This is a genomic window from Chitinophaga varians (assembly GCF_014529945.1).
Classification (GTDB): domain Bacteria; phylum Bacteroidota; class Bacteroidia; order Chitinophagales; family Chitinophagaceae; genus Chitinophaga; species Chitinophaga varians.
Window position 1 is genome coordinate 425,773 of sequence record NZ_JACVFB010000001.1, and the last position, 21,673, is coordinate 447,445.

Annotated in this window: 16 protein-coding genes; 9 read left to right on the top strand and 7 right to left on the bottom strand. The window is 40.6% G+C overall.

The annotated features are described in order from the left end of the window. Nucleotides 1-213 precede the first annotated feature (213 nt). A complete protein-coding gene (locus ICL55_RS01770; protein WP_188094325.1) occupies nucleotides 214-822 on the top strand; it encodes an RNA polymerase sigma factor in 609 nt (202 codons plus the stop codon). Nucleotides 823-1,245: 423 nt separating this feature from the next. Here the strand turns inward: ICL55_RS01770 and ICL55_RS01775 are convergent, their stop codons facing one another. After that, nucleotides 1,246-1,536 carry a hypothetical protein gene (locus tag ICL55_RS01775; RefSeq protein WP_188094326.1) on the bottom strand — a complete coding sequence of 97 codons (291 nt, stop codon included), beginning with the start codon at nucleotides 1,534-1,536 and terminating at the stop codon, nucleotides 1,246-1,248. A 278-nt stretch (nucleotides 1,537-1,814) separates the two neighbouring features. On the opposite strand from ICL55_RS01775, the gene ICL55_RS01780 reads away from it, so the two are divergent. Next, the gene (locus tag ICL55_RS01780; protein ID WP_188094327.1) at nucleotides 1,815-2,372 is read left to right on the top strand and encodes a hypothetical protein; all 558 of its coding nucleotides are present in this window, start codon (nucleotides 1,815-1,817) and stop codon (nucleotides 2,370-2,372) included. Nucleotides 2,373-2,599: 227 nt separating this feature from the next. Here ICL55_RS01780 and ICL55_RS01785 read toward each other — a convergent pair whose 3' ends face one another. The 4 genes from ICL55_RS01785 to ICL55_RS01800 all read right to left on the bottom strand — a co-directional run bounded on the left by ICL55_RS01785 (nucleotide 2,600) and on the right by ICL55_RS01800 (nucleotide 6,048). Further along, nucleotides 2,600-2,995 carry a helix-turn-helix domain-containing protein gene (locus tag ICL55_RS01785; protein WP_188094328.1) on the bottom strand — a complete coding sequence of 132 codons (396 nt, stop codon included), beginning with the start codon at nucleotides 2,993-2,995 and terminating at the stop codon, nucleotides 2,600-2,602. A gap of 358 nt (nucleotides 2,996-3,353) precedes the next feature. Beyond that, a complete protein-coding gene (locus tag ICL55_RS01790; RefSeq protein ID WP_188094329.1) occupies nucleotides 3,354-3,644 on the bottom strand; it encodes a hypothetical protein in 291 nt (96 codons plus the stop codon). Nucleotides 3,645-3,807: 163 nt separating this feature from the next. Further along, a complete protein-coding gene (locus tag ICL55_RS01795; RefSeq protein ID WP_188094330.1) occupies nucleotides 3,808-4,281 on the bottom strand; it encodes a hypothetical protein in 474 nt (157 codons plus the stop codon). Nucleotides 4,282-5,235: 954 nt separating this feature from the next. Continuing rightward, nucleotides 5,236-6,048, bottom strand: a complete 813-nt coding sequence (locus ICL55_RS01800) for a sensor histidine kinase (RefSeq protein WP_188094331.1) — start codon at nucleotides 6,046-6,048, stop codon at nucleotides 5,236-5,238. A 255-nt stretch (nucleotides 6,049-6,303) separates the two neighbouring features. Here ICL55_RS01800 and ICL55_RS35625 point away from each other — a divergent pair, with 255 nt between their 5' ends. The 3 genes from ICL55_RS35625 (at nucleotide 6,304) to ICL55_RS01815 (ending at nucleotide 12,236) form a co-directional block, all read left to right on the top strand. After that, nucleotides 6,304-6,534 (top strand): helix-turn-helix domain-containing protein, encoded by a 231-nt coding sequence (locus ICL55_RS35625; RefSeq protein ID WP_188094332.1) that lies wholly within the window; start codon nucleotides 6,304-6,306, stop codon nucleotides 6,532-6,534. Between the two features lie 202 nt (nucleotides 6,535-6,736). Further along, complete coding sequence (locus ICL55_RS01810) at nucleotides 6,737-7,546, top strand: glycine-rich domain-containing protein (protein ID WP_188094333.1); 810 nt, start codon at nucleotides 6,737-6,739, stop codon at nucleotides 7,544-7,546. A 289-nt stretch (nucleotides 7,547-7,835) separates the two neighbouring features. After that, nucleotides 7,836-12,236, top strand: coding sequence for an NACHT domain-containing protein (locus ICL55_RS01815; protein WP_188094334.1), 4,401 nt, complete (start codon nucleotides 7,836-7,838; stop codon nucleotides 12,234-12,236). Nucleotides 12,237-12,801: 565 nt separating this feature from the next. Here the strand turns inward: ICL55_RS01815 and ICL55_RS01820 are convergent. After that, on the bottom strand, nucleotides 12,802-13,248 hold the full coding sequence (locus ICL55_RS01820) for a hypothetical protein (protein WP_188094335.1): 447 nt from the start codon (nucleotides 13,246-13,248) through the stop codon (nucleotides 12,802-12,804). 274 nt (nucleotides 13,249-13,522) lie between these two features. After that, nucleotides 13,523-14,278, bottom strand: a complete 756-nt coding sequence (locus tag ICL55_RS01825) for an SGNH/GDSL hydrolase family protein (protein ID WP_188094336.1) — start codon at nucleotides 14,276-14,278, stop codon at nucleotides 13,523-13,525. Nucleotides 14,279-14,819: 541 nt separating this feature from the next. On the opposite strand from ICL55_RS01825, the gene ICL55_RS01830 reads away from it, so the two are divergent. From ICL55_RS01830 to ICL55_RS01845, 4 genes are all read left to right on the top strand, one after another. Next, nucleotides 14,820-15,368, top strand: a complete 549-nt coding sequence (locus tag ICL55_RS01830; protein WP_188094337.1) for an RNA polymerase sigma-70 factor — start codon at nucleotides 14,820-14,822, stop codon at nucleotides 15,366-15,368. A 78-nt stretch (nucleotides 15,369-15,446) separates the two neighbouring features. Next, complete coding sequence (locus ICL55_RS01835; protein WP_188094338.1) at nucleotides 15,447-16,397, top strand: FecR family protein; 951 nt, start codon at nucleotides 15,447-15,449, stop codon at nucleotides 16,395-16,397. 149 nt (nucleotides 16,398-16,546) lie between these two features. Next, complete coding sequence (locus ICL55_RS01840) at nucleotides 16,547-19,969, top strand: TonB-dependent receptor (RefSeq protein ID WP_223151262.1); 3,423 nt, start codon at nucleotides 16,547-16,549, stop codon at nucleotides 19,967-19,969. A gap of 18 nt (nucleotides 19,970-19,987) precedes the next feature. Further along, nucleotides 19,988-21,670, top strand: a complete 1,683-nt coding sequence (locus ICL55_RS01845; RefSeq protein WP_188094340.1) for a RagB/SusD family nutrient uptake outer membrane protein — start codon at nucleotides 19,988-19,990, stop codon at nucleotides 21,668-21,670. The last annotated feature ends 3 nt before the right edge of the window (nucleotides 21,671-21,673 follow it).

Consider the following 21,673-nt stretch of genomic DNA (forward strand, 5'->3'; position numbering starts at 1 on the left):
CCTGTTTTTTAATGACATAGAACAATTGTTCATTTATGCAAAGATGTCGACCACAATAACATGACAGGGAATATACTTTTTTTTACAAGAATAGATTTTCGTGCTTGTGTAATGACCATTAAAGGCTGTAGTCCTTAGTGTATATAGATTTTATTAAAAAATGGATGGTACTTTTTGGTTAGTATTTCGTTTAATGTTAAAATATAGTTTGCGATGAGATTAGATAACTTATCAGACATTGAATTGATAGATTTGTATAACCTCGGAGAGCAAGACGCTTTCAAAATTATATTTGATCGTTACTGGGAGGAATTATTCAGGCACGCCCGTCGTATGCTGGATGATGAGGATAGAGCTAAAGATGTTGTGCAAGAAATTTTTATTCGCCTAGTAAAAAAAGGTAGCATTAATAGAAACTATGACCTACCTAGTGTTCTTCATACTGCCGTTAAAAATGCCGTAATCAGTCTTTACAAAAGTGATATGTCCAGACGCAAACATTTGGCGAATATGAGAGCTTCGCTAAGTTTACAAGATAAGGTTGAACGGTATAATGCTGAAGATATTATGTTTGTGCGACAGGTAAGGGAGATAATAATGAAGGAGATGAATGTATTGCCGGCGGCGCAGCAGGAAAGTTTACTGCTGAGAATTGAAGGGGAACTTAGCGTCAACGAAATTTCCAAGTTAACCGGAAGAAATAATGCAACCGTAAAAACTCAAATACATGATGCAAAACAGAAATTGATACGGGCTGTATTTAAGCACTTTCCACAGTCTCTACATTGGTTAAAGAAAAAGCAAAGAAATAGAAATATTTAATTACTTTTCTTGAAGAGGTGGGTAAATCACTTCGAATAATATTATTCTTGGTAAATGCCTTATGAAGAATTCCAGTGCCATATGCTAGTTCTTCCGTTGGCATATCCGCAGGAGTAGTATTGATCAGCCTTAAACCATATTTTGCGATTGCTTCTGTCCACTCCAACTTCATAATCTAAAATTATATTTTGTAAGAGTTTTTCTTGGTATGATTAAAAGTTACTTACCTGCGTTTCCGTTGTTGTAATGTAATTAACCTGAATATTTATATCATCCTAACTATTCCTGGATAGGACAATATGTTGTTAGGTTTTAAATATTGAAAATCTTATCCACTTGTAACGCCGGTGAACGCCTTCTAAAGGTTGCGCCCGAAATACTGATGAGTTACTTGTTTAGTTAAATTAATTATCGTCTCATCATTTAGTCATCGTCATAATCGTCATAATCATCTTCTTCAATTTTCATAATTGCCTTTGTATTTGTAAAATATTGTTGTATCATCTGAATAGTTCTATTATGCAGAATAAGAGACATAGGTGCGCCTTCATAGTAATCAAGGACATTTGTCTCATCGGAAATTGCATAAACAGTTATATGAGTTTTATCGTATTCCTCCCAGGTTACTTTAAACATTCTTTTACGCTGAATTTTCGTAAGCCTTACCTTTATAAGGTTAGTTTCGCACTGTACTGTGAATTTAAGAAGCTTCATACAATCTACTGGTTAAGAAACAAATTATTCTATAGAATATTACGATTTTGGTTTAAAACATAAGAATTCTTTCCGGTCGTATTTATTCACAACTGATCAGAAGGTCGCGGCGGAGTGGATCAGCCCTTTAAACAGGAATAGAATGAAAATTAAATGATATTACATTTATAGTACTGAAAATTACAAAAATAATATTTAATGTAACAAAATTAATATTTTTATATACATAAATAATATATGGGTACTACTTTTCTGTGATATCAATGACTGGTATTTAAATGATAAATGACCCAAGGTATAAATCAATCGGAAAGCTCATAAAATCAGGTAATATAAAAAGCATAGTCCAGGTTTTTGAATTGATTCCGATAACAGCTATTCGTAATGATAGCAATATTCACTATGAAACACTACGTAAGCGAGTACTAAAACCAGAAACCTTTAAGCTGGATGAATTGGTGATTCTCGCTGAGTTGTTCAATATTTCGGTGACTGATTTTGTGGCTATGGTATTGGATGAGATTAAAGAGATTCACTCTATTTTCGCTAAACAAAAAATAGCATCATCAAAAGATCACAGATACAAATCTATTGGAATTCTCATCAAATCAGGTGAAATTAAAAGGTTGAAAGATATTTTTAATATGATTTCAAAGAAAGCGGTTCGTGATGATAGCGGCATCATCCATGCAACACTACATAGGAAAATATTTAAACCTGGCGGATTTATGATTTCTGAAATGATTGTGATGGCAGGACTCTTCGAAGTACAGCCGCTGGATTTTATTTCATTGGCATTGAATGATATCAAGCGCCCGAAGACACCAAGAGGATAAATCAATGTGTCAAATTTCTTAGCACGTAGGTGCTGGCAAAAATGTAGCTATTGCGCAACTCTAATTTTTTCCCTTGCTAGTTTTTGTAGGGAGTAAGTTACCAGAAAAAGCTCTTTCATCAATTCCATCTTTCCGATCAATTCTAAAAAATAGTTGCTACATGCACCCTAAAAAACATTGAATAATCGGAAGTACCAATCTTCCGGAAACCTGAAGGCCGTATCATCTCACCTTCTTAAAATTAGGGCCAAAGCTCTTTCGTTGAAATCAGGAAAAGCCGTCCTAAACGTCTTCTCTCTTTCTTCATAGAGCTGAAGACCAATACCAGCAATCTTTATTAATAGTGGGTGAGTATCGAATACTTCCGCCATTTTTAAGATTGTTTCATCTCTTGGAAAGGTTTTGCTTGTTTCCAGAAGTGCCAGGGATGTTTGACTTATTCCTACCATACCTGCAAATTCACGCTGGCTTAACCCATTGTGCTTCCTAATCACGCGTATTACTTTTCCTATTGCCATGAAATAACCCTTTATGTAAACTATTTTTTCCGCCATCCTTTGAAGCTTCTTATGGTAAATAACCTCAGGTTTTAAGTGCTGAAAAATTGTTTTGGACGAAAGCATTTGCTACATGTCACCTTTTGAATGGCTTGATACCTGTTTTAAGTTATCCCAAAATATCTTCATTTCCATTTCGTTAAAAATTAATGTGATTGGACCGTCTGTTATTTCTGGATGGTACCCAGAACAAGGTAGATCTACTTTCGATAATAAAATTGGTTGAATAGCTTTTCCTGCCCGCTGCCATAAACACGGTGCCATTGAGATTCCGGGAACTAGTTGGCACCAAAAATAATAGATGTCTATTACATCGGTGTGTACATGACCCGTAGTGATATTAAGTAGCAGGTGTGTAGTAGTGGTGAGTATATGCATCTTGCCCAGTTAAAATACAACTTTCAGAATAAGCTTTTAGGAATAACTATTCAACGGGTTTCATTCGCTTCTCAAACTGGTAACCAGCTGTATAGGTAAGGAAATGTGAAGTAGGAACAATTCGGCCCCATTTGCATTTGTCCATTGAATCTTCTATGGCAGCCATCTTGTTGTAAAATCTAACTGCAGTTAGACTATCAATGAAAACACTATCAATTTTCTGATCAATTTGTTTGCCCCAACACTCCACATCCTCATTCATTTTGGATTGGTCACAGGGAACTTTACCCCAACGAATAAGTGTAAAAGATACCACAAAAATTACTATGTATTTCATTATAGCGTATTATGGAAGTTTCATTCAGCATTATTTTTTTCCTGGTGACTCGCTGCGTTGTTGCGATGGATTCACAGGGAGGATCTCCTTATCTGTTGTCAGCAGCGAAGCGGGGGCAGAAGTAATACAGGCCCCGTAGAATCCTGGGTAATACGCTGCGCCTCTAAGTCAGAATTTTTTGTGTTGCTAATAAACCTTTTTTATCAACTAAACTCCTTTTTTTTTGCAAAGCCAACACTATAGCGACTAATATAAGCTCAATCCCAACGAACTTATCAATCAATCCTCCACGATGGTCAATAACAAAGAGTAGAATTATCATTGCTATGATCACAATAATAACATACTTACAATACCTAAGAATCGTATCTAGTATGTACAAGTTGAATGCAAAGTTCATGATCACCGATAGACTACCAGGTGACAATTTTAGAAGTATGGCCGCTTCACGTGGCTCATATATACTGGAAATTACAGATCGCAGTTTTTCATCTCGATTCCTAACGGTGGTGTAAGTACGATTCAACCAATTCTCGTCGGTAACTTTTAAGAGATTCAACACTTCATCTTCATTCAACTGCTCCTTGTCGATATAATATTCGCGTAGGTAAGAAATTTTGTCATTAATCTTTTCCATATGTTAAGGTTAGTGTGAAATAGCAAATGTTCTATCTGCAGACTTACTTGGGCCCGAGATAGCATCCCTCATTCATGTCGCAGACACTGATATAGCAGATGTAAAAGCATGGTTTCCGCTCTGATTAGTTCATTAACGCAGTACCAACGAAAAGGCATCACAGGTACAAAAGATCTTCCTGTATCAGTGATGATATTCAATTTGGGCATCCCGGGTAAAGTAGAGAATGTCCAAGACAGCCATTGGACAATGCCTCCGAAGTACTCCTTTGAGGCATTATCTATGCAAATTAACTTCAGTTAAATTTTAAAGTATCTATGGCAGGTACGTGATATTCGTTAATAAATTGTGAAGGCATTTTTTGTTTACAAATGATAATTGCTTTACTGAATACCTTTCTTTTGAAAATTTCAGTTTGCAATAGTACCACGTTATGTTGCTCTGGACAGAAATGTCAGGTACAATTAGCAACTGGTTAATAACCCACTTTTGAAACACTTCAAACCAAAATCACCCATCCATATCAACACTCTTTACTCAAGAGACATTCATTTAATATTGGCGGTCTGCAACATGTAGTTGCAGACGATGAATTTAAACTCACTCACTCTGTTAGAAAAGGATATTCTTATAATGTTTGCAAGGTTTCTTGCCATTCTTTACTCTGAAGATCGGCGCGCATTTAGTGGTTGTTTATCCCTTTTAAAAGTGGAGTATATTTTAAAAGCTGATTTAGCCTCAAATGTATTAAACCATGAAGGTTGATTAAGACATTTGAGATGATTTTTACATATTAAAAATTAAATGCCCTTTTAGAAAAAAGAGCAGATAAATACCTAATTATTGAATGCATACTATTAAACGTTCTACGGATGTTTTAGTTCTATTTCAAAGATAAAAAAGTTTACAGGTGCAGTTAAAAGACTGCACTGATCCATTCTCACCACGTCATTGTCAAATTGGTAAAAGTACCGTGAATGTGGTTTGCTGATTTTGGATACTATAGACTGAGATGCTACCTCGTAAATCATCTACGTTTTGCTTACATATAGCCAATCCTAAACCTGTCCCTCTATAATCTTTATTTAAACGAACATAAGGACGAAAAATGTCATCAAATTTATCTAGTGGTATGCCAATGCCATTATCTGTAACCTCGAATTTAATGTGGGGCCCGGCATCTGAAATGTTTATAGCTACATCACTATTAGGAGGGGAGAACTTTACCGCATTTACTATCAAATTGGATAAAATATGTGTTAGTTTTAGTTTATCCGTCTCGATATAATCCAAAGTACATTTATTGTTCAATACAATCGATATGTCTTTTTCAGCGATTTTTTGATATATTCCAACTATTGGCTCTACAATCTCTGATATTCGATATTTGCCAAAATAGGAACTCCGCCCCGTTTGGGAAAACATCCTAATATTCATATTCACTTCCTCCAACTGATGACATATCATTCCAATTGTGTCAACCCAGCTGGCAGCTTCTGATGACAATTCAGAGTCATTCAATGCACCATGTGAGCCACGGAGGCTTGAAATAAGATTACCAATATCATGTCCCCAGGCGTAAATGAATTTTTGTGTTTTTTGTAGCTCAGTATCCTCAATTGCAACTAGATGATTTAGCATATAAAACAATTTAGATAAGGCAATGCTGCGACAGAAAAATGACGCAGGACTCATTCTTGTAACAATCCGTGTAGCTTGGCGGCCTCGGATGTATACAAGCGAGCCTGCGCCATAAGGTGCAGGCATCGCCGTATCTGATTTCGAGGCCGCCAAGCTACACGAAACCATAAAACTGGCAATGCGATCAATAAGTTTGGGATCGCAAATTACGATTTTAAGTTGATATATTCATCATTACATATTTTTGTTTATATTAATATCATCATAAATTGTCTTTATTCACGCTTCAACTCTATTGTAAGATAAGCAATTTTTCAAATACTCACAAAATGTGGGCGGCGTTTTTTAGGGTATACCCCTTCTTTGCTGGAAAGACTGAGTATGGGGATTTCTAAAATAGATCAGTATATAATTGACAGGGTAAAAGAGCGACGAGAAAAAATTAAATGGTCTCAGGAGGACTTGGCATTCGAACTTGGTGTCAGTAAAGGGTTCATAGGTAATGTTGAAAGTACCAGATATCCACATAAATACTCAATGGAGCAAATTAATCATTTGGCAAAAATTTTTAAATGTACTATTTGGGACCTTGTTCCTCAAAAACCACTGTAGTCGATAAATACTCAGCTTTAAAGCTTTTTTATAAATTGATAAGACAGAATCGGACGCCCGCTTTATCGAATTAGTAAACGTTGTGCCCTAAAAACACACCTGCTGCTACTCAGTATTTTCTAGAAACTCCACCTGAAACTCATTTCATGCATTTCTAGGTAAATCAATCAAACTTTCAGGCAAATAACTAAAATCCCATAATATGAAAAAAATCCTATTTTCAATCTTTCCATTGTTTATTTCCTCCTGTTTGTTAGCCCAGAAACCTAGTTATGTTGAGCATAGCCCAATTAATTGGTCAGACTCCATGCCAGCAATTACACGAATTGTAAAGTATCAGTTTACCGGGAATCCTATAATAGCCAACTTGCCGCCAGATGCAAAATATTGTATTATAGAAGCCTGGGGAGGCGGAGGAATGGGAACCACTGCCGGTGGCGGTGGAGGCGGAGGTTATGTTATTGCAAAATTTAGAAAAGCAGGTGGAAGTGCCATTGAAATAAGTATTGGGAATGCAGGTATGCGAGATGCGAACAATAGGATTCAAGACGGTGGAAATACTGTTGTTTCATTTCCCGGTGGTAGAATAATAGCTAATGGTGGCGGGGCTTACAGGAAGGGTGGACTATATTCAATTGAAATCAATTCAAGTGATGCCACGGCCTATGGCGTAAATGGAGAAAATGGTGGTACCAATCTAAATACAGATTTAATAATTAAGGGTGATTCTTCTGTGATCTACAGACTAGTGGGGGGAGTTGGTGGTAATGCCGGTAATTCGGTCAATACTGGCGGTCAGGGTGGAGATCTTATTCTTGTGGGACAGCGAACAACTGACGCGTCCTTTATACATATTGACAGTTATATTTTAGGAGGAAAAAAGGAAGCAGCAAATGGGATTAGTCCTGGTGGCGGCGGTGGTGGAGTTGCCGCCTTCTATAAGAAATATACCGTACCTTATAATGATCCTTCCACCACAGGTGCAGCTGGGATGGTAATCATTTACTATTAGTATTAAAGCTGTTCGTTACACAACTTCTGAGTAAATAGAGGTTATATACATGAGATTTTCTTTAATATCCGAACTACGACATCGATATTTGATTTTCATTTTTGAAACCTAAAGCTCATCACTACAATATAGTACTTTCTGTTACTTAGCTCGTTCTTAGAAAAAAACTGGTTTTATGTGCGAATAAAAAATGTACAATTTTGTTTAGCATTTTTTAATCAATTTGGAATATAGGGCTGCCAGATGTGATTTTCTTAAACACTTACACCTTATTAAACACCAGCGCTCAATGAATTGGTCTAATTTTCAACCTTACGGGCAGGACCCAAAGGATGCTTTTGAAATCCTCTGTAGTAAACTATATCACAATTATTTAAAAAGGCAGTATGGCAAACAATTGACCAAATTTCGCGTAATCAACGGTGCTGGTGGTGATGGTGGAGTTGAGGCATATGCACAGCTGGACAATGCTGATACAATGGCGATGCAGGCTAAGTGGTTTCTAAAATCAATGAAAACTCCGCAGTTAAATCAGATAGAGGATTCTATTCGGGAGGCTTTGCACCTACGTCCGCAAATAACAAAGTATACTATTTGTATCCCACATAGGATTTGGTCTGTGAAGTTTGGGAGAGGAAAAAATGGGGAAGGAAAAAAGCCGACCATGAACCATGAAGAGATTTTGGTAGAGAAATTTGAGGCTAGGATAAAGCAGACGTATCCTGCTTTGGAGTTAATTTGGTGGTTTGAAGAACGTTTAGAAGATGAAATCATGCAACCTGAGAACGAAGGGGTTCATAAATTTTTCTTTCAAGTTGAAGTGATAACGTTTAAAAAATTGATTGATTCTTTCGAAAAGCAAAAACACGGTTGGCTCCAAGGACGTTATATCCCTCAGTTACATAACACCGGCGTTATCCAACGGGAAATCAGGAATTTAACTTTTTCTAAAGCATCCCAAATACGTTTACTGGGCGATCTGAATGAGATAATGAGACCTGTAGTGCAGGTAGATAGGCTCATAAAAAAAATTGGCTTTTCCCCCACCTTAGATGCTTCTCTTGTTTCTCATCTGGAAGCATTAAGTAATTACCTTATTGTAATCAAAAAGATGGTTGAATATACCTCTGAAACTATTCGTGAGGGCAGCTCAATATTAAATGAAAGAATTGAATATCCACCTATCGACCTGCAAGGATTAATGGAGGAATTAGAGAAACTACCTAATTCAGATTTTTATCATCCGATCAAACAAATGTTACCATATGCTCTTAAAGATCTGCTTTTAATTACAACTGGAAATTTACTCGAGAATATCTGGGCCGAAACGCGACAATCCGTTCTCCTCGTTTTAGGTAATGCAGGAAGCGGTAAAACGCATGCTTTGGCCAACACTGTAGAGCGCCATCTATTTAGTGGGGCACCGGCTCTTATCATTCAAGCAAAAGGTAGCTCTTGTCAATCTTGGCCGGAATTATTGCGAAATGCTCTGGATTTACCAACATGGAATGAAGATGAAATTTTAACCGCACTAGAGCTAATTGCCCTGCGGAAGGAAGCTACCGTGCTTAAAACCATTGTTACAGAAAAAAACATTGATCTTGCCAACGAATATTTTACCAATGGTTCCAAAGTGATCATAACGATTGATGGTATGGAGGAAGATATTCATAATTGGAATATTTGGTATGAACGCATGGGAGAAAGTTTGTATATTATACAACGTTTTCCTTCTGTTAGGTTTGTTTTTACAGCAAGGCCTTATTTTGAGGATAGTACTAAAATTCCTAATGGGAAGGAATTTAAACGCCTAGTACTACCTGAAGAAGGAGATGTTAGTGTAAAAATGGTTGCGTCCCAGTATTTCACCCATTATAACATCGAAATAGAATCTCTTGATAGGGTTAGGGGTATTGATAGCTTATTTGCCCTCAAGTTGTTTTGTGATCTTTACCACGACCGCCACCTAGGTGACACAGACGAAATTGAAACTGCAGAGGAGAAATTACTCTTAAAAAAAGTTGACAAAATCAATACTGAGTTTATTTCTACTTTATCCCATTCGCCTGGTAAATCTCACAATCCCGTTCTAGAAGCGGTGCGACATATTGCCGATGAGTTTTATAAGGTGCCAGAATTAGAACAGAAAAAGCTTTTGCAGGCTTTATCCTCTAGCTTGAACTATCTTTCCTTTGGAGAAATTAGCCGACTACTTGATCATTTAGTAGCTCACGGTCTCTTGAATGAGGAGACTATCTCTGATTTTTCACCCTATTCCTCTTTAGTTACAAGATATACGCTATCCTATCAGTCTATAATGGAATTAATTATGTCGGATAAAATCTATCAGGAATTAAAATTGCAAGATAAGCCTATATTTCCTGTATTTCTGCTCGAAACAAGCAGCGTTTCTGACCGGCAGCCAACACACCTCAATAGCTATGATATGACACTTGATAAAGGAAAATCCCTAATTAATTACCGTATTGTCCAAAATGTAGTCAACAAATTTCTGCAAGATGAAGATAAGATAATTGGAAGACAGGGTTTCCTTTCTGATGGACTAAGTGAAGAAATGATTTTGACATTACAGATGGGTGCATTAATGAATTCCAATGAAAACATCGTCGCAAAGTATAAACCAAAGTTAAAAAAACAGTTTATTGAAGATCGAAAATTAAGATTTAAGATATTCTCAAAGTTAATACTGCCTGCCGGTCAACGTTCTAAAAGTCCTTTTGGAGCAAATTTTTTACACGAAATTTTGGCAAGCCAGCCTTCTGCTTTTGCCCGTGATCAAATTTGGATGGGACAGGATCAATATTCCGTGGCGTCAGATGGTAGGGGTATAGGTATTTTTAATGATGAATTTCATTTACATACTGCACTTCTGACTATAGGTTCATATCATTTAACGTTATCTCCGATTGCGTTGCATGATGAAATGCCTTTAATTTACGCTTGGGCACTTTCTACACTTGACCAGCGAATTCGTAACCGACTGACAAAGGCATTGTGTGAATGGGCAATTAAACAGCCCTATGAGTTTATTTTGCTTCTAGAAAAATTATTCATGGAAGCTGACCCTCAGATACAGGAAGATCTTGCATCAATCGCTATGGGGTTAGCCGGAAAGATTGACCATTGCGATGAAATCCTAAGAGATTTGGCAAATTGGGCTTTTGCCAACATTTTCATGAGTTCGACTAATCATCGCAACATCATAGTTCGTCATGGATTCCGTGCCGTGATCGAACGAGCATACCAGTATGGGTTAGTAAGCGAAGATTACCTAAAGAGGTGCCATCCTCAAATGCTCCAATTTATAGTTCCGATTCCTTTGGATTATGACGCTCTTACGGTCCAAACTGAAGAATTTTATCCAATTGTACACGACTTAGCTTGGTATGTTATTAAAGAGGTAGACGATAATTTTTTAAGGTTAGCGAATTCCGGGTCCAACAAGAGCGCAATAGATGCCTTTTACCAAGCATTTCACGAGCAAGCAAAAGACTCACCAGTGAATAGTCATAATTGGACTAAGGCCGCGGCTATTGCCTACATGAAAAGTCTTGGGTTTAACAGAAAAGTCGGTAATACAATCACTGAGGCAACTCATGGTATGAAAAGTACGATCTATACTTGCGAGGAAAAATATACTTGGCTTGCAGTCCATTACCTTAAGGGATATTTGTCTGATTACTTGCCATACGTCCCTAACCAATCTGGGAATGAGACACGCCTAATAGGTTATCATCAAATAGAATCCATTCCTAACCCCGCTGAATTGATTAGTTTTGATAGTTCGTTGTTATTCAGAAGTGTTCCTATTGCACTAAATGGGTTGGTTATTAAGGAGACGTTAACCCCTGAATTAGACATGACATTGCCAGTTGATAAAGCCATAATCCAGGCTATCACCTTGGAACCTGATTTAGATCCTGTAAATTGGCTAGAGTATGCCTCCGACGACTTAGGAGTAAAGGATGTTGAGGACGAGTGGTTGGCTTTCTATAATTATACAAATACTACAGATTCTCAAAAAAGTATGGATACTAGTTTGGCTGGACGTGCCGGAATTATTGAAAAAGGACAGGTAAGTTGTTTAATGGAAAGTATCATGACCCCGGATGCGCAGTTTAACTTACTTAATAATCTGAACAGACTGGATGCGTTCCCCGATACTGATTCCTACAGCAATCCAACCGATATTGTATGGATGGATTGGATTGGAGAGGTTGAAAATGAACTATCATATTTTCTACCTGATGGACAAGAAAAGTTCATTTTTTCGACAATTACAAGTGTAACGACAATGAGATCTGGCGAGGAGGTATCCCTTAAGATTCCATCCAAATTTATTCGTAATTTACTTGGTATTGTATCGATGGAAGAAAACTGTTTTTTCAATGCAATGGGGGAGGTAATCGCATTTTATCAAGATTGCGGACAAACACCCAAGGGGGGACAACAACTATTGCTTGTCAAAAAAACGCTGCTACTGGAAGCTTTAAATAGCCGTAATCTAGAATTAATCTGGTTCGTAGAGCTGTTTAAGCGCGAAAGAATACCTTATCTAAAATCGTTAAATCGTGAAAATTTTTGCCGACGATGCAGAAAGTACTTTACCTGGTTTGAAAATGGCAGTATAGTCTGGCGAAAAGTGTGGGATGCAGAGGCTTGTAACTGAGCAACTAAAAACTTAGAAAAATTACTGGTAGATCGTCCTTTTAGTATAAATTTTAGCCCGGTTTGGCAATTTCGTGTGAAATTGCTACTTTTGTTCGTTTTGACAAGCGTCTAAAATCGCATAAATTCAGCTATTTGAAAAGGGGACTCTTTCGGGTACCTATGGGTAAATATAACTAAAGCTGCTGTATGGTGGAGGGTTTCGCTGGGTTCTGAGGAGTCCCAGCGGGATCACAGACAACTTATAAACCTCGCGCTGGTCGCGGGGTTTTGTTTTTTTAGTTGAGTGTTTAGTCGAGTTCCTTCTGTATAACCCCGATTTCTTTCCCGTACTTTATAAAATCTGTATCTCACCTATCAAGATTTCTAGTAGGCTGTTCTAAATAGACTAAGGGAACTCCGATACGATTCGCTAACAATGAAAGCTCCATTTCATTTTGTGATTTGGATAGTGAGCGGGATCAAACAGGAAAAGCTAATCGTAAGATTAGCTTTTCCTGTTTAGATGAAGAGGTTGCGCTATTGCTTAGGGAATAATATTATTTTACGTTATCCTCCCAAAGATGTTATTGTAATGATTTACTAAAATCCACAACGCTTAGTTCAAAGGTTTCCCTAAGTTCATCAAAATTAAACTTTTGTTCAAAGTTTACATTGGCGATATTATCGATATCTATTACTTTGAACTCAATATCATCCAACCCGGTCCCAAAAATAATTTCCTGAGTAATTTTACAATTCTTATTATCGCTAACTTGTAATATGATGCTTAATGTTATATCATTAGGTCTCTGTCCATTCTCCTCTTCTATGTCCTCTTTGAATGTATATGATATGGAAAACGTAAATACTTCTTTTTTATCTCCTTCAAGCGAATGAAGTATAAAATTGTTTTTTTGCCCATAAATCACCTCTTTCTTTACTAATGATTCAACACCTGTTTTAAGTAAATAAGTATTGAGATGGTTTTCTATTCGTAAAATTTCATTATTGATGAATGATTTTAAATTCATTAGATTTTATTTATAATTCTGCGGCTTCAGAAGGCACTACACCAGATGGATGCGAATCTCCTTTCGCATTCCAATCATCTAGAGCTTCTCCCATACTCCTACATAATCGTCAGTTGGTTTAATGCTTGCGTGTTCCTTTCCGTCTTGAATTATTTCTAAATTACTCAATTTTTCTACGACGACCCCTAAAATATCTGTATCACCCATTTTTTCAAAAAAAACTTAGTTGCCGGGCTGTTTAACTTAGGTTCTGTCGAAAGTCGCGGCGCTTCCCTTACATGATAACTGTGTTTGATTGATGTAGTCCGCATAATTCATTAAATACGGACTGTAACTTATTGGCTATCCGTAAATGCCCTTCCTTGTTAAGGTGGATAGGATCCTGAAAATACGTCCTTTTCTGTGGCACCAGGGCATGGGTATTGATGTATCTGATTTTCTTATTCCTGAATTCATGGTGCTCTATAACTTTACTCGCAGACCTCCTTGTTTTTTGGTCGAATTTGTCCAATACAGGAAAGGGAGACAGAAGGATGATGTCATAATTCAACTGATCTAGTAGTTCTATAAACTGTCTCAGCTCAGCTTTCCTTACTTGTAACTTTTTTTCGGTAACGGAAACAAGCGTATCAAAAGCTAATTTAAACCAGGACTTTACTACGACTTTAAGATATTGTGGTCGGGAGACCATTCCGGCTTTGGCAGCGGGAGGAGTATCAGCACTGGTTTCCCTGACTACCTTCTTTTTCTTTTTTAATTTCAGGGAAGAGAATAGTTCCTTTTTGAGACTGAAAGTAAATTCATGATTCCCCAACTGTATTAATAAAATATGCGGAGCAAACTCATGGATATTGTCGGTTTTCTGACGAAAATTTTTTAATGCAACATACTCTTGTGTTTTTTTTTCAAATGTGATTTCCTCAGAATTGACAGCGGAAATCAACACATCGACAAAATTATCTTTTTGATTGGGTAAGCCATAGCCGGCAATGTGACATCCTCCAATTGCAAGGACTTTAATATTCTTCATTATACAAGGCCTGGGTACAGCTTTGTGGTCAATGGTGGGTTAAGGACTATTTGCTAAAACGTTAGTATGACTATTCAAATGTGATGAAGTTTAAAAGAGATTTAATTTTACACTATTTTTTTTCGACAGCCGCTTATTAATTATATGCCCGCCCTTTTCTCTTCCTTATTTTTACTTTCACTTTTACCGGGATGGGTAGAATCCCTGAAACCGGAGTTCAGTGTCAATGTCATTTTATGATTGCCGCACCCATGTTGTTTTCTCCCGGAAGGTCAGGTGGTAATGATAGGTATCCTTTTAGCCAGCTTTTCCGGATGCCCGGGTGACGGCTTTCCACTGGCCTGAGGTATATACCGGCGGCCGCAAAGCTGGTCCAGCTGCACCCCGGAAGCTACCCTAAAAGGTACAATATGATTTGGGGGGATTTCAAAATGCCCCAAATTCTTACGGCGCCCCTTGCTAATATTTATGTATAAATCGGTTAAATGCTACTATAAAGTGCCCGGGGATGTTGTTATCTTCCTGGCAAATTGAATAGTGAATGGCGCCTGAATTATCGCCCCTTTCCAATGACGACATTTATTTGTTAACAGGGCTGGCACAGGGTGACGCTATGGTATTTCGTTTAATATATCAATCGTATGAGCGAAAGATATATAACATAGCATTCTATTATACCGGTTCTGAAGAAGATGCTGAAGACATCGTACAGGACGTATTTACGTCCCTCTGGTTACGACGTGAAAAGATTGAATTAAAAGGTCCACTTGAAAACTATATTGCCCGCTGTGCAAAATATACCGCCTTTTTTTATCTCAAAATGAGACAAAAGAAAAAGGACGCTACAGAACAGGCAACACCCCCTCACGCATTGGATGGCCCGGAGGAGCGTGTCCGTTATAAAGACATGCAGGCCTACCTCCATACCCTGCTGGAATCCCTTTCCCATAAAACCCGGGAGATATTTTACCTGAGCCGCTATAACGGACTTAGCTATACGGAAATAGCGAACAGAATGGAAATCTCTGTAAAAACAGTGGAATATCATGTATCCCTGGCCCTTAGAAAAATAGCCTCAGGAAAATTTTAAATTTTTTTTAAATCGGTTTAGGGTATACAGGGTGTTTTATACACTCATATAACCGACGGCCTTTTCAAGAACAATGCTATGGCGCCGATAGACAGAGCTCTGCTGGAAAAATATTTTAACGGGGAATGTACGCGGGAAGAAGAAAACCTGGTATATCGATGGCTGGAAGAGAACGATCTGGACGAGTATCCCGACGTACACAGTGAGAGGAAGCATGACCGGAAGTTGAGAAAAGGATGGAAACAATTATCCAGGCTTGATGAAGGACTCAGCGCCGTGCCAGCCCCGGGAAGTAGTTATACCGCCCGTGGAAGGTGGTGGATAGCTGCTGCCATGCTGGTCGTATTAGTGGGTGTGGGTTTTATTTATCTGAACTATTTCCGCGGTTATGAAAAAGAATATACTACTTCATTTGGTGAGGTCAGGAGTTTTCGCCTGGCAGACGGCACTACCGTCACGCTCAACGCATGTTCTGTATTAAAGGTGAGAGGCGACTTTGGCCGGCAGCACCGGGATGTACAACTTCAGGGCGAAGCTTGTTTTGACGTCTACAGTCAACCGGGACAAGCCTTTACTGTGCACGCCGGTAAACTGTCCGTGACCGCCCTGGGGACCGGTTTTAACGTTACTGCCTTTGTTGATGCGCCGCAGGTCATCGTTTCCCTGGCAAATGGTAAAGTGTTGGTGGAAAAGGACAGTTCTCCGGGCGTTATACTGGCACCTGGAGAAGAGGTGGTATATACCAGAAAGGGAGACCATATCGAAAAAGAGAAATTTAGCTTCAGGAAACGTTTTGCCTGGAAACAGAGGGTCATTTATTTCGACAACGCCGACATCAACGAAGTACTTGTCAGACTGGAGAGATTTTATGGGGTACAATTTGATATCAACCAATTAAAGTCGCGGCAGTGGCGACTTACCGGAGAATACAGCAATCCGACATTGCAGGAAGTACTGGAAAGCCTGTCTTTTAACTATGACTTTAAATACAGGATAGAAGCCGGGAAAGTAATCCTGTCTGAATTTTAAAATCCGATATACATATGTAGTAACCGCATTAAAAAAAGCCGGTAATCGGACAGGACTACCGGCCTGTTAATGTAAAAATGCGTCATCGTGCGGAAAGTGGAGCCTCCGCGCACAGGCGACGTTTGCTTAAACAAAAACACGTTAAAAGTATGAAAAAAAGATTATCCACGCTATTACTGATGTGGGCAAGATGTCTTATCATTTACTTCCTGGCAGAACTGATCGCGTTCAATACCTCATCCGGGAAAAATGTAAATGCCCAAATGAATCACGTTATCACAGAAAATTTTCAAAGCATTTCAGTAAGAAAACTATTTTCCGTTATCAACCAACAAACTGCTGTCACTTTTGTATTCGATGCCCGTAGCATTAATCCGGATACTGTTGTACGAATAAATGCCCGCAGCTTAACAGCCGACAACATCCTGGACAGCCTGGCTGAAAAGCTGAACTGGTCCTTCAAAAAGCTGGGAAATACGATCACCGTGAAAAGCAATCCGCAAAGCCGTATGCAGCGGGCTCCCGGACCGTTGGCAGATCCTGCCCGGCGCCGGGAAAACGAAGCCGTAGCGGATACCTTCCGCGTTTCCGGAACAGTGAAAGACTCACTGGGGACGCCGCTGACAGGTGTTACCGTTCAGGTGAAAGGCGCCGCCGGAGGAACAGTAACGGACAAGAACGGACATTATACCATTCCGGCTGCTCCCAATGCGGCCCTGCTCTTTTCATTTATCGGATTCAATCGCCGGGAAGCCAATGTGGAAGGAAACAACCACCTCGACATAATGCTTAGCAGCAGCGCCAGCGGACTCAATGAAATAGTGGTAGTAGGATATGGAACAGAAAAAAGGGCCACCCTGGCAGGTTCCATTGCCACTGTTTCCGGAAAAGAAATCAAAGATCAGCCGGTAGCCAACCTTTCCAATGCGCTGGCAGGGAGGCTGTCGGGAGTGCGTATTACGCAATCCGGCGGTAAACCAGGCATGGCTTCCGCTATCAGTATACGCGCTGCCAGCACCTGGAATAACGCAGATCCCCTATACGTAATTGATGGCGTGGTGCGGGATAAATTTGCCTTCGATGCACTGGACCCCAGTGAGGTAGAGAATATCTCCATATTAAAGGATGGAGCCTCGGCTGCCGTATACGGTTCCCGTGCGGCCAACGGCGTTGTCCTCGTCACAACCAGGCAGGGCAAAGAAGGGAAAACAGCTATTTCATACAGTGGTTCGGTAGGAGTGGAGAAGCCTATACACATTCCTGAAACCCAGAATGCCTACCATCAGGGCGTTACCATTAACGATGCCCTGCGTATCGATAACATCCCCACCAATGATGCCAGGTATTATTCGCCCGATGAATTGGATTACTTTAAGACACATAACTGGAACTGGATAGATGAGGCCTGGAAAAACCCGGTGACTACGCGGCATTCATTATCGGTAAGCGGAGGTTCTCCCAAGGTGCGGTACTTTATGAACGGCACCTACTTCTATGCAACAGGTTCTTTCAATAAGCTCGACTTTCGCAAGAACACCCTGAGAGCGAGCGTGGATGCAGATATCACCAGTAACCTCACCGCTTCCTTAAATGTAAGCATGGATGTCAGAAACGACCAGAAACCCTATTGGAGATATGACAATGACGGCGATAATATGCAGGACCTGTATAAGGCGTTCCTGTTCAGGACGCAATCTGTGCCACCGTATATAAACGGTAAACTGAACGGTACCTACGTCGAATGGTCGCCATTGGCTATCACAGAAGGACAGACCGGTTACAATAAAAAGAAGTTTACCAACTACAACACCATCGCTACCCTGCGCTATAAGGTGCCATCGGTGCCCGGACTTGAGTTAAAATTCATGTTCAATAAATATTCCAGGACCAATTTCGCGAAACAGTTCAGCCTACCGTATGAATTATCCGTGTTTAAACGCAGCGGCGAACATAATCATATTGTCACTGATGAATTGGAAAGCGTGAAAACGCGTAATGACGGCGAGTTCCTTTACGAGTCATATGATAACCAGGAAGCTTATCAGCTGGATGGATATATTTCCTATAACCGTGCCTTCGGGGCGCATAAATTGAGTGCGTTGTTGGTGTACGAACAGGCGGAAAGCAATGGGAATAATTTCAACGGTCAACGTAATAATTTTGTGTCGCCTTCCATTGACCAGCTGTTTGCCGGCAGCGCCGCCAGCCAGTTTGCGAATGGAGGCGGATGGGAAGACGGCCGTGCCTCCTATATAGGCAGGCTGAATTATAACTATGCTGATAAATATATCCTGGAGGGCGCTTTCCGGTACGACGGTTCTGTTAAGTTCTCGCCGCCAAGACGTTGGGGCTTTTTCCCTTCCCTGTCTGCCATATGGCGCGTTTCGGAGGAGCCTTTCTTTAAAGACCATGTGACGTTTGTCAATGATCTTAAATTAAGAAGCACGATAGCTTTGATAGGCAATGACGCCGTAGGCGGCTGGCAATGGATGCAGCGTTATAATGTTGCTAACGGCGCTGTTTTTGGCGGTATTACCAGCGGTATCACTCCGGGCTCACTGTCCAATCCGGGTATCACCTGGGAAAAGTCCGTATCCTGGAATGGCGGATTGGATGCCTATATGCTGGACGGCAAACTGAATTTCTCAGCGGACGTATTCCGCACTCATACCTATGATATTCTGGGGGCCAGGCAGCAAAGCGTTCCGTCTACTTTCGGGGCCACGCTCCCGGCAGAGAATTACGGCGTTATCAATGCGAAAGGGTTTGAGCTGTCCGCGAGGTACAACGGTGCTGTAAACAAACATTTCGGCTACTATGTGTCCGGCAATTTCGGTTATGCTACCAACGAAGTAAAAGTGCAGGACCAACCGGCGAATCAACGCGCTTATAAATCCGTTATCGGATACAATATGGACCGCATCTGGGGGTATGAAGCCACCGGCATCATCCGCACGCAGGCAGACCTCGACGCATTACCTGCCGGCTATACGATCTTTGGCCAGAAACCAGAACCGGGAATGCTCAATTACCGTGATATCCGTGGGGCGGTAGACGATAAACCGGATGGGAAAATCGATGATAATGATGCGCAATACATCGCCAATTACAGCAATCCCCCGATAAATTATGGTATCGCGCTGGGATGTACCTGGAAAGGATTTGGACTCGACCTGCTTTTCCAGGGCCTCGCAGGTAGTAAAACGATGATTGATGTACGTTATGTACAGGCCAGGACCGAAGAAACAAATTTCGCTTATTGGAACGATCACTGGACGCCCGAAAATCCTAATGCCGCATTTCCACGGGCGGCAAGGAACACCGCAGATGATGCTTCTACATTCTGGCTGCGGAATGGCTCCTTTTTACGACTGAAAAATATCAACCTGTCGTATGACCTTCCCCGGCCGTTGATGAAAAGAAGCGGGCTTGCGGCCGTGCGGCTCTTCTTCACAGGTACCAATCTGCTGTTGCTGGAAGATCATGTGAAGGTCAGAGACCCGGAAGCAGCCAGCATGCGCTCCTATCCGTTGATGAAGAACTACACCTTCGGCCTGAACATTACCTTATAACGTGAAAAGAAAATAGTTATGAAATTTGGATATACTACTATATATGCCCTGGTGTTACTGGCTTGCTTTACAGCGTGCAGTAAGGTGCTGGATAAAAAAGACCTGAGCGCTGTTAACGAGTCTGATATCTGGAAAGATGATAAGCTGGCAACGTCTTATGTCAATAAGTTGTATGAAGATAACCTTCCGGGTTGGAATACTTCCGATGCCGGTACCTCCGATGAAGCATCAGGAGGAGATGCCGTGATGTACGGCCAGCTCACAATTAATTCCTTCGATCTATGGTCTTTTAGTAATATCAGGAACATTAACATCCTCCTGAAAAATATCGACGGGGGTACCCTGCCTGCTGCAACGAAGGACGTGTTAAAAGGACAGGCGTTATTTTTCAGGGCATGGCGTTATTTTGAAATGGTGAGACTATATGGCGGTGTGCCACTGGTCCTGGAACCTCAGCAGATCACAGACAATCTGGAAGTATCGAGAAGTAAAACATCAGCATGCATTGACCAGATGGTGGCCGACCTCGACAACGCAGCCAGGCTGTTACCGCCCTCATGGACAGGTAATGACCTGGGCAGGATCACCAAGGGGGCCGCGCTTGCATTAAAAGGAAGAATATTGTTGTATTATGCAAGTCCGCAATTTAACCCTTCCAATGATCAGGCAAGATGGCAAAAGGCCTATGACGCGAATAAAGCAGCCAGAGAGGTGCTCGAAGGCGTGGGAGCAGGGCTGTATGATAAGTTTGCCAATATCTGGTTTGATGAAATGAATAAAGAGGTGGTTTGGGTAAACCGCTATTCCTACCCTGATAAAGTGAATGACTGGAACGCGGCCACCCGCCCGCTGAGTGAAGCACAAAACGGCACAGGGGCCAATCACCCCACGCTGGAAATGGTCAATGCTTTTCCTATGAAAGACGGACGGCCTGTCACAGATCCGGCAGCTGGTTATGATGCCGTGCACTACTGGAGAAACAGAGATCCCCGTTTTGCCGCCACCATCGCCTATAACGGATGCCCCTGGGAGCTAAGCGGAAAAGCAGGAAGAAGGCAATGGAACTACGTTGGCGCAGAAACGCAGTTCCTGACAGAAACCGGTTTTTATTGTAAAAAGGCGGTAGATGTCAGTTACTCCAAATTTTTCACCTACAACAGCAGTACCGACTGGGTGGAAATACGTTTTGCAGAAGTGTTGATGAACCTGGCGGAGTGTGCCAACGAAACAGGTAAAACCGGTGAAGCCTACGACATACTTAAGCTTATCCGGAAGCGTGCCGGGATAGATGCCGGCGGCGATAACCTGTACGGAATGAAAGCCGGTATGACTATAGAGGCGATGCGGGATGCTGTCAGGCTGGAAAGAAAAATTGAGTTTGCCTATGAAGGAAAACGTTATTGGGACCTGAGAAGATGGAAATTATTTGAGCAGGAACTGAATGGTAAGGTAAGGCATGGCCTTGTCATTACGTTGTTGATACCGCAAAATGAATTCAGTAAAATACAGGACACGGTTAATCTCGACCTGCACTACGAGCAATACTTCAGGGATTCACTGGTGGCCGTGGATAAGGTATTCAAAATAGACTTTAAGCCAAACTATTATTTTTATCCTATCAACACCAAGCACCTGGAGTTGAATGGTAATCTTAAACAAACAAACGGATGGGATGGAGGTGCTTTTGATCCCCTGCAATAATTT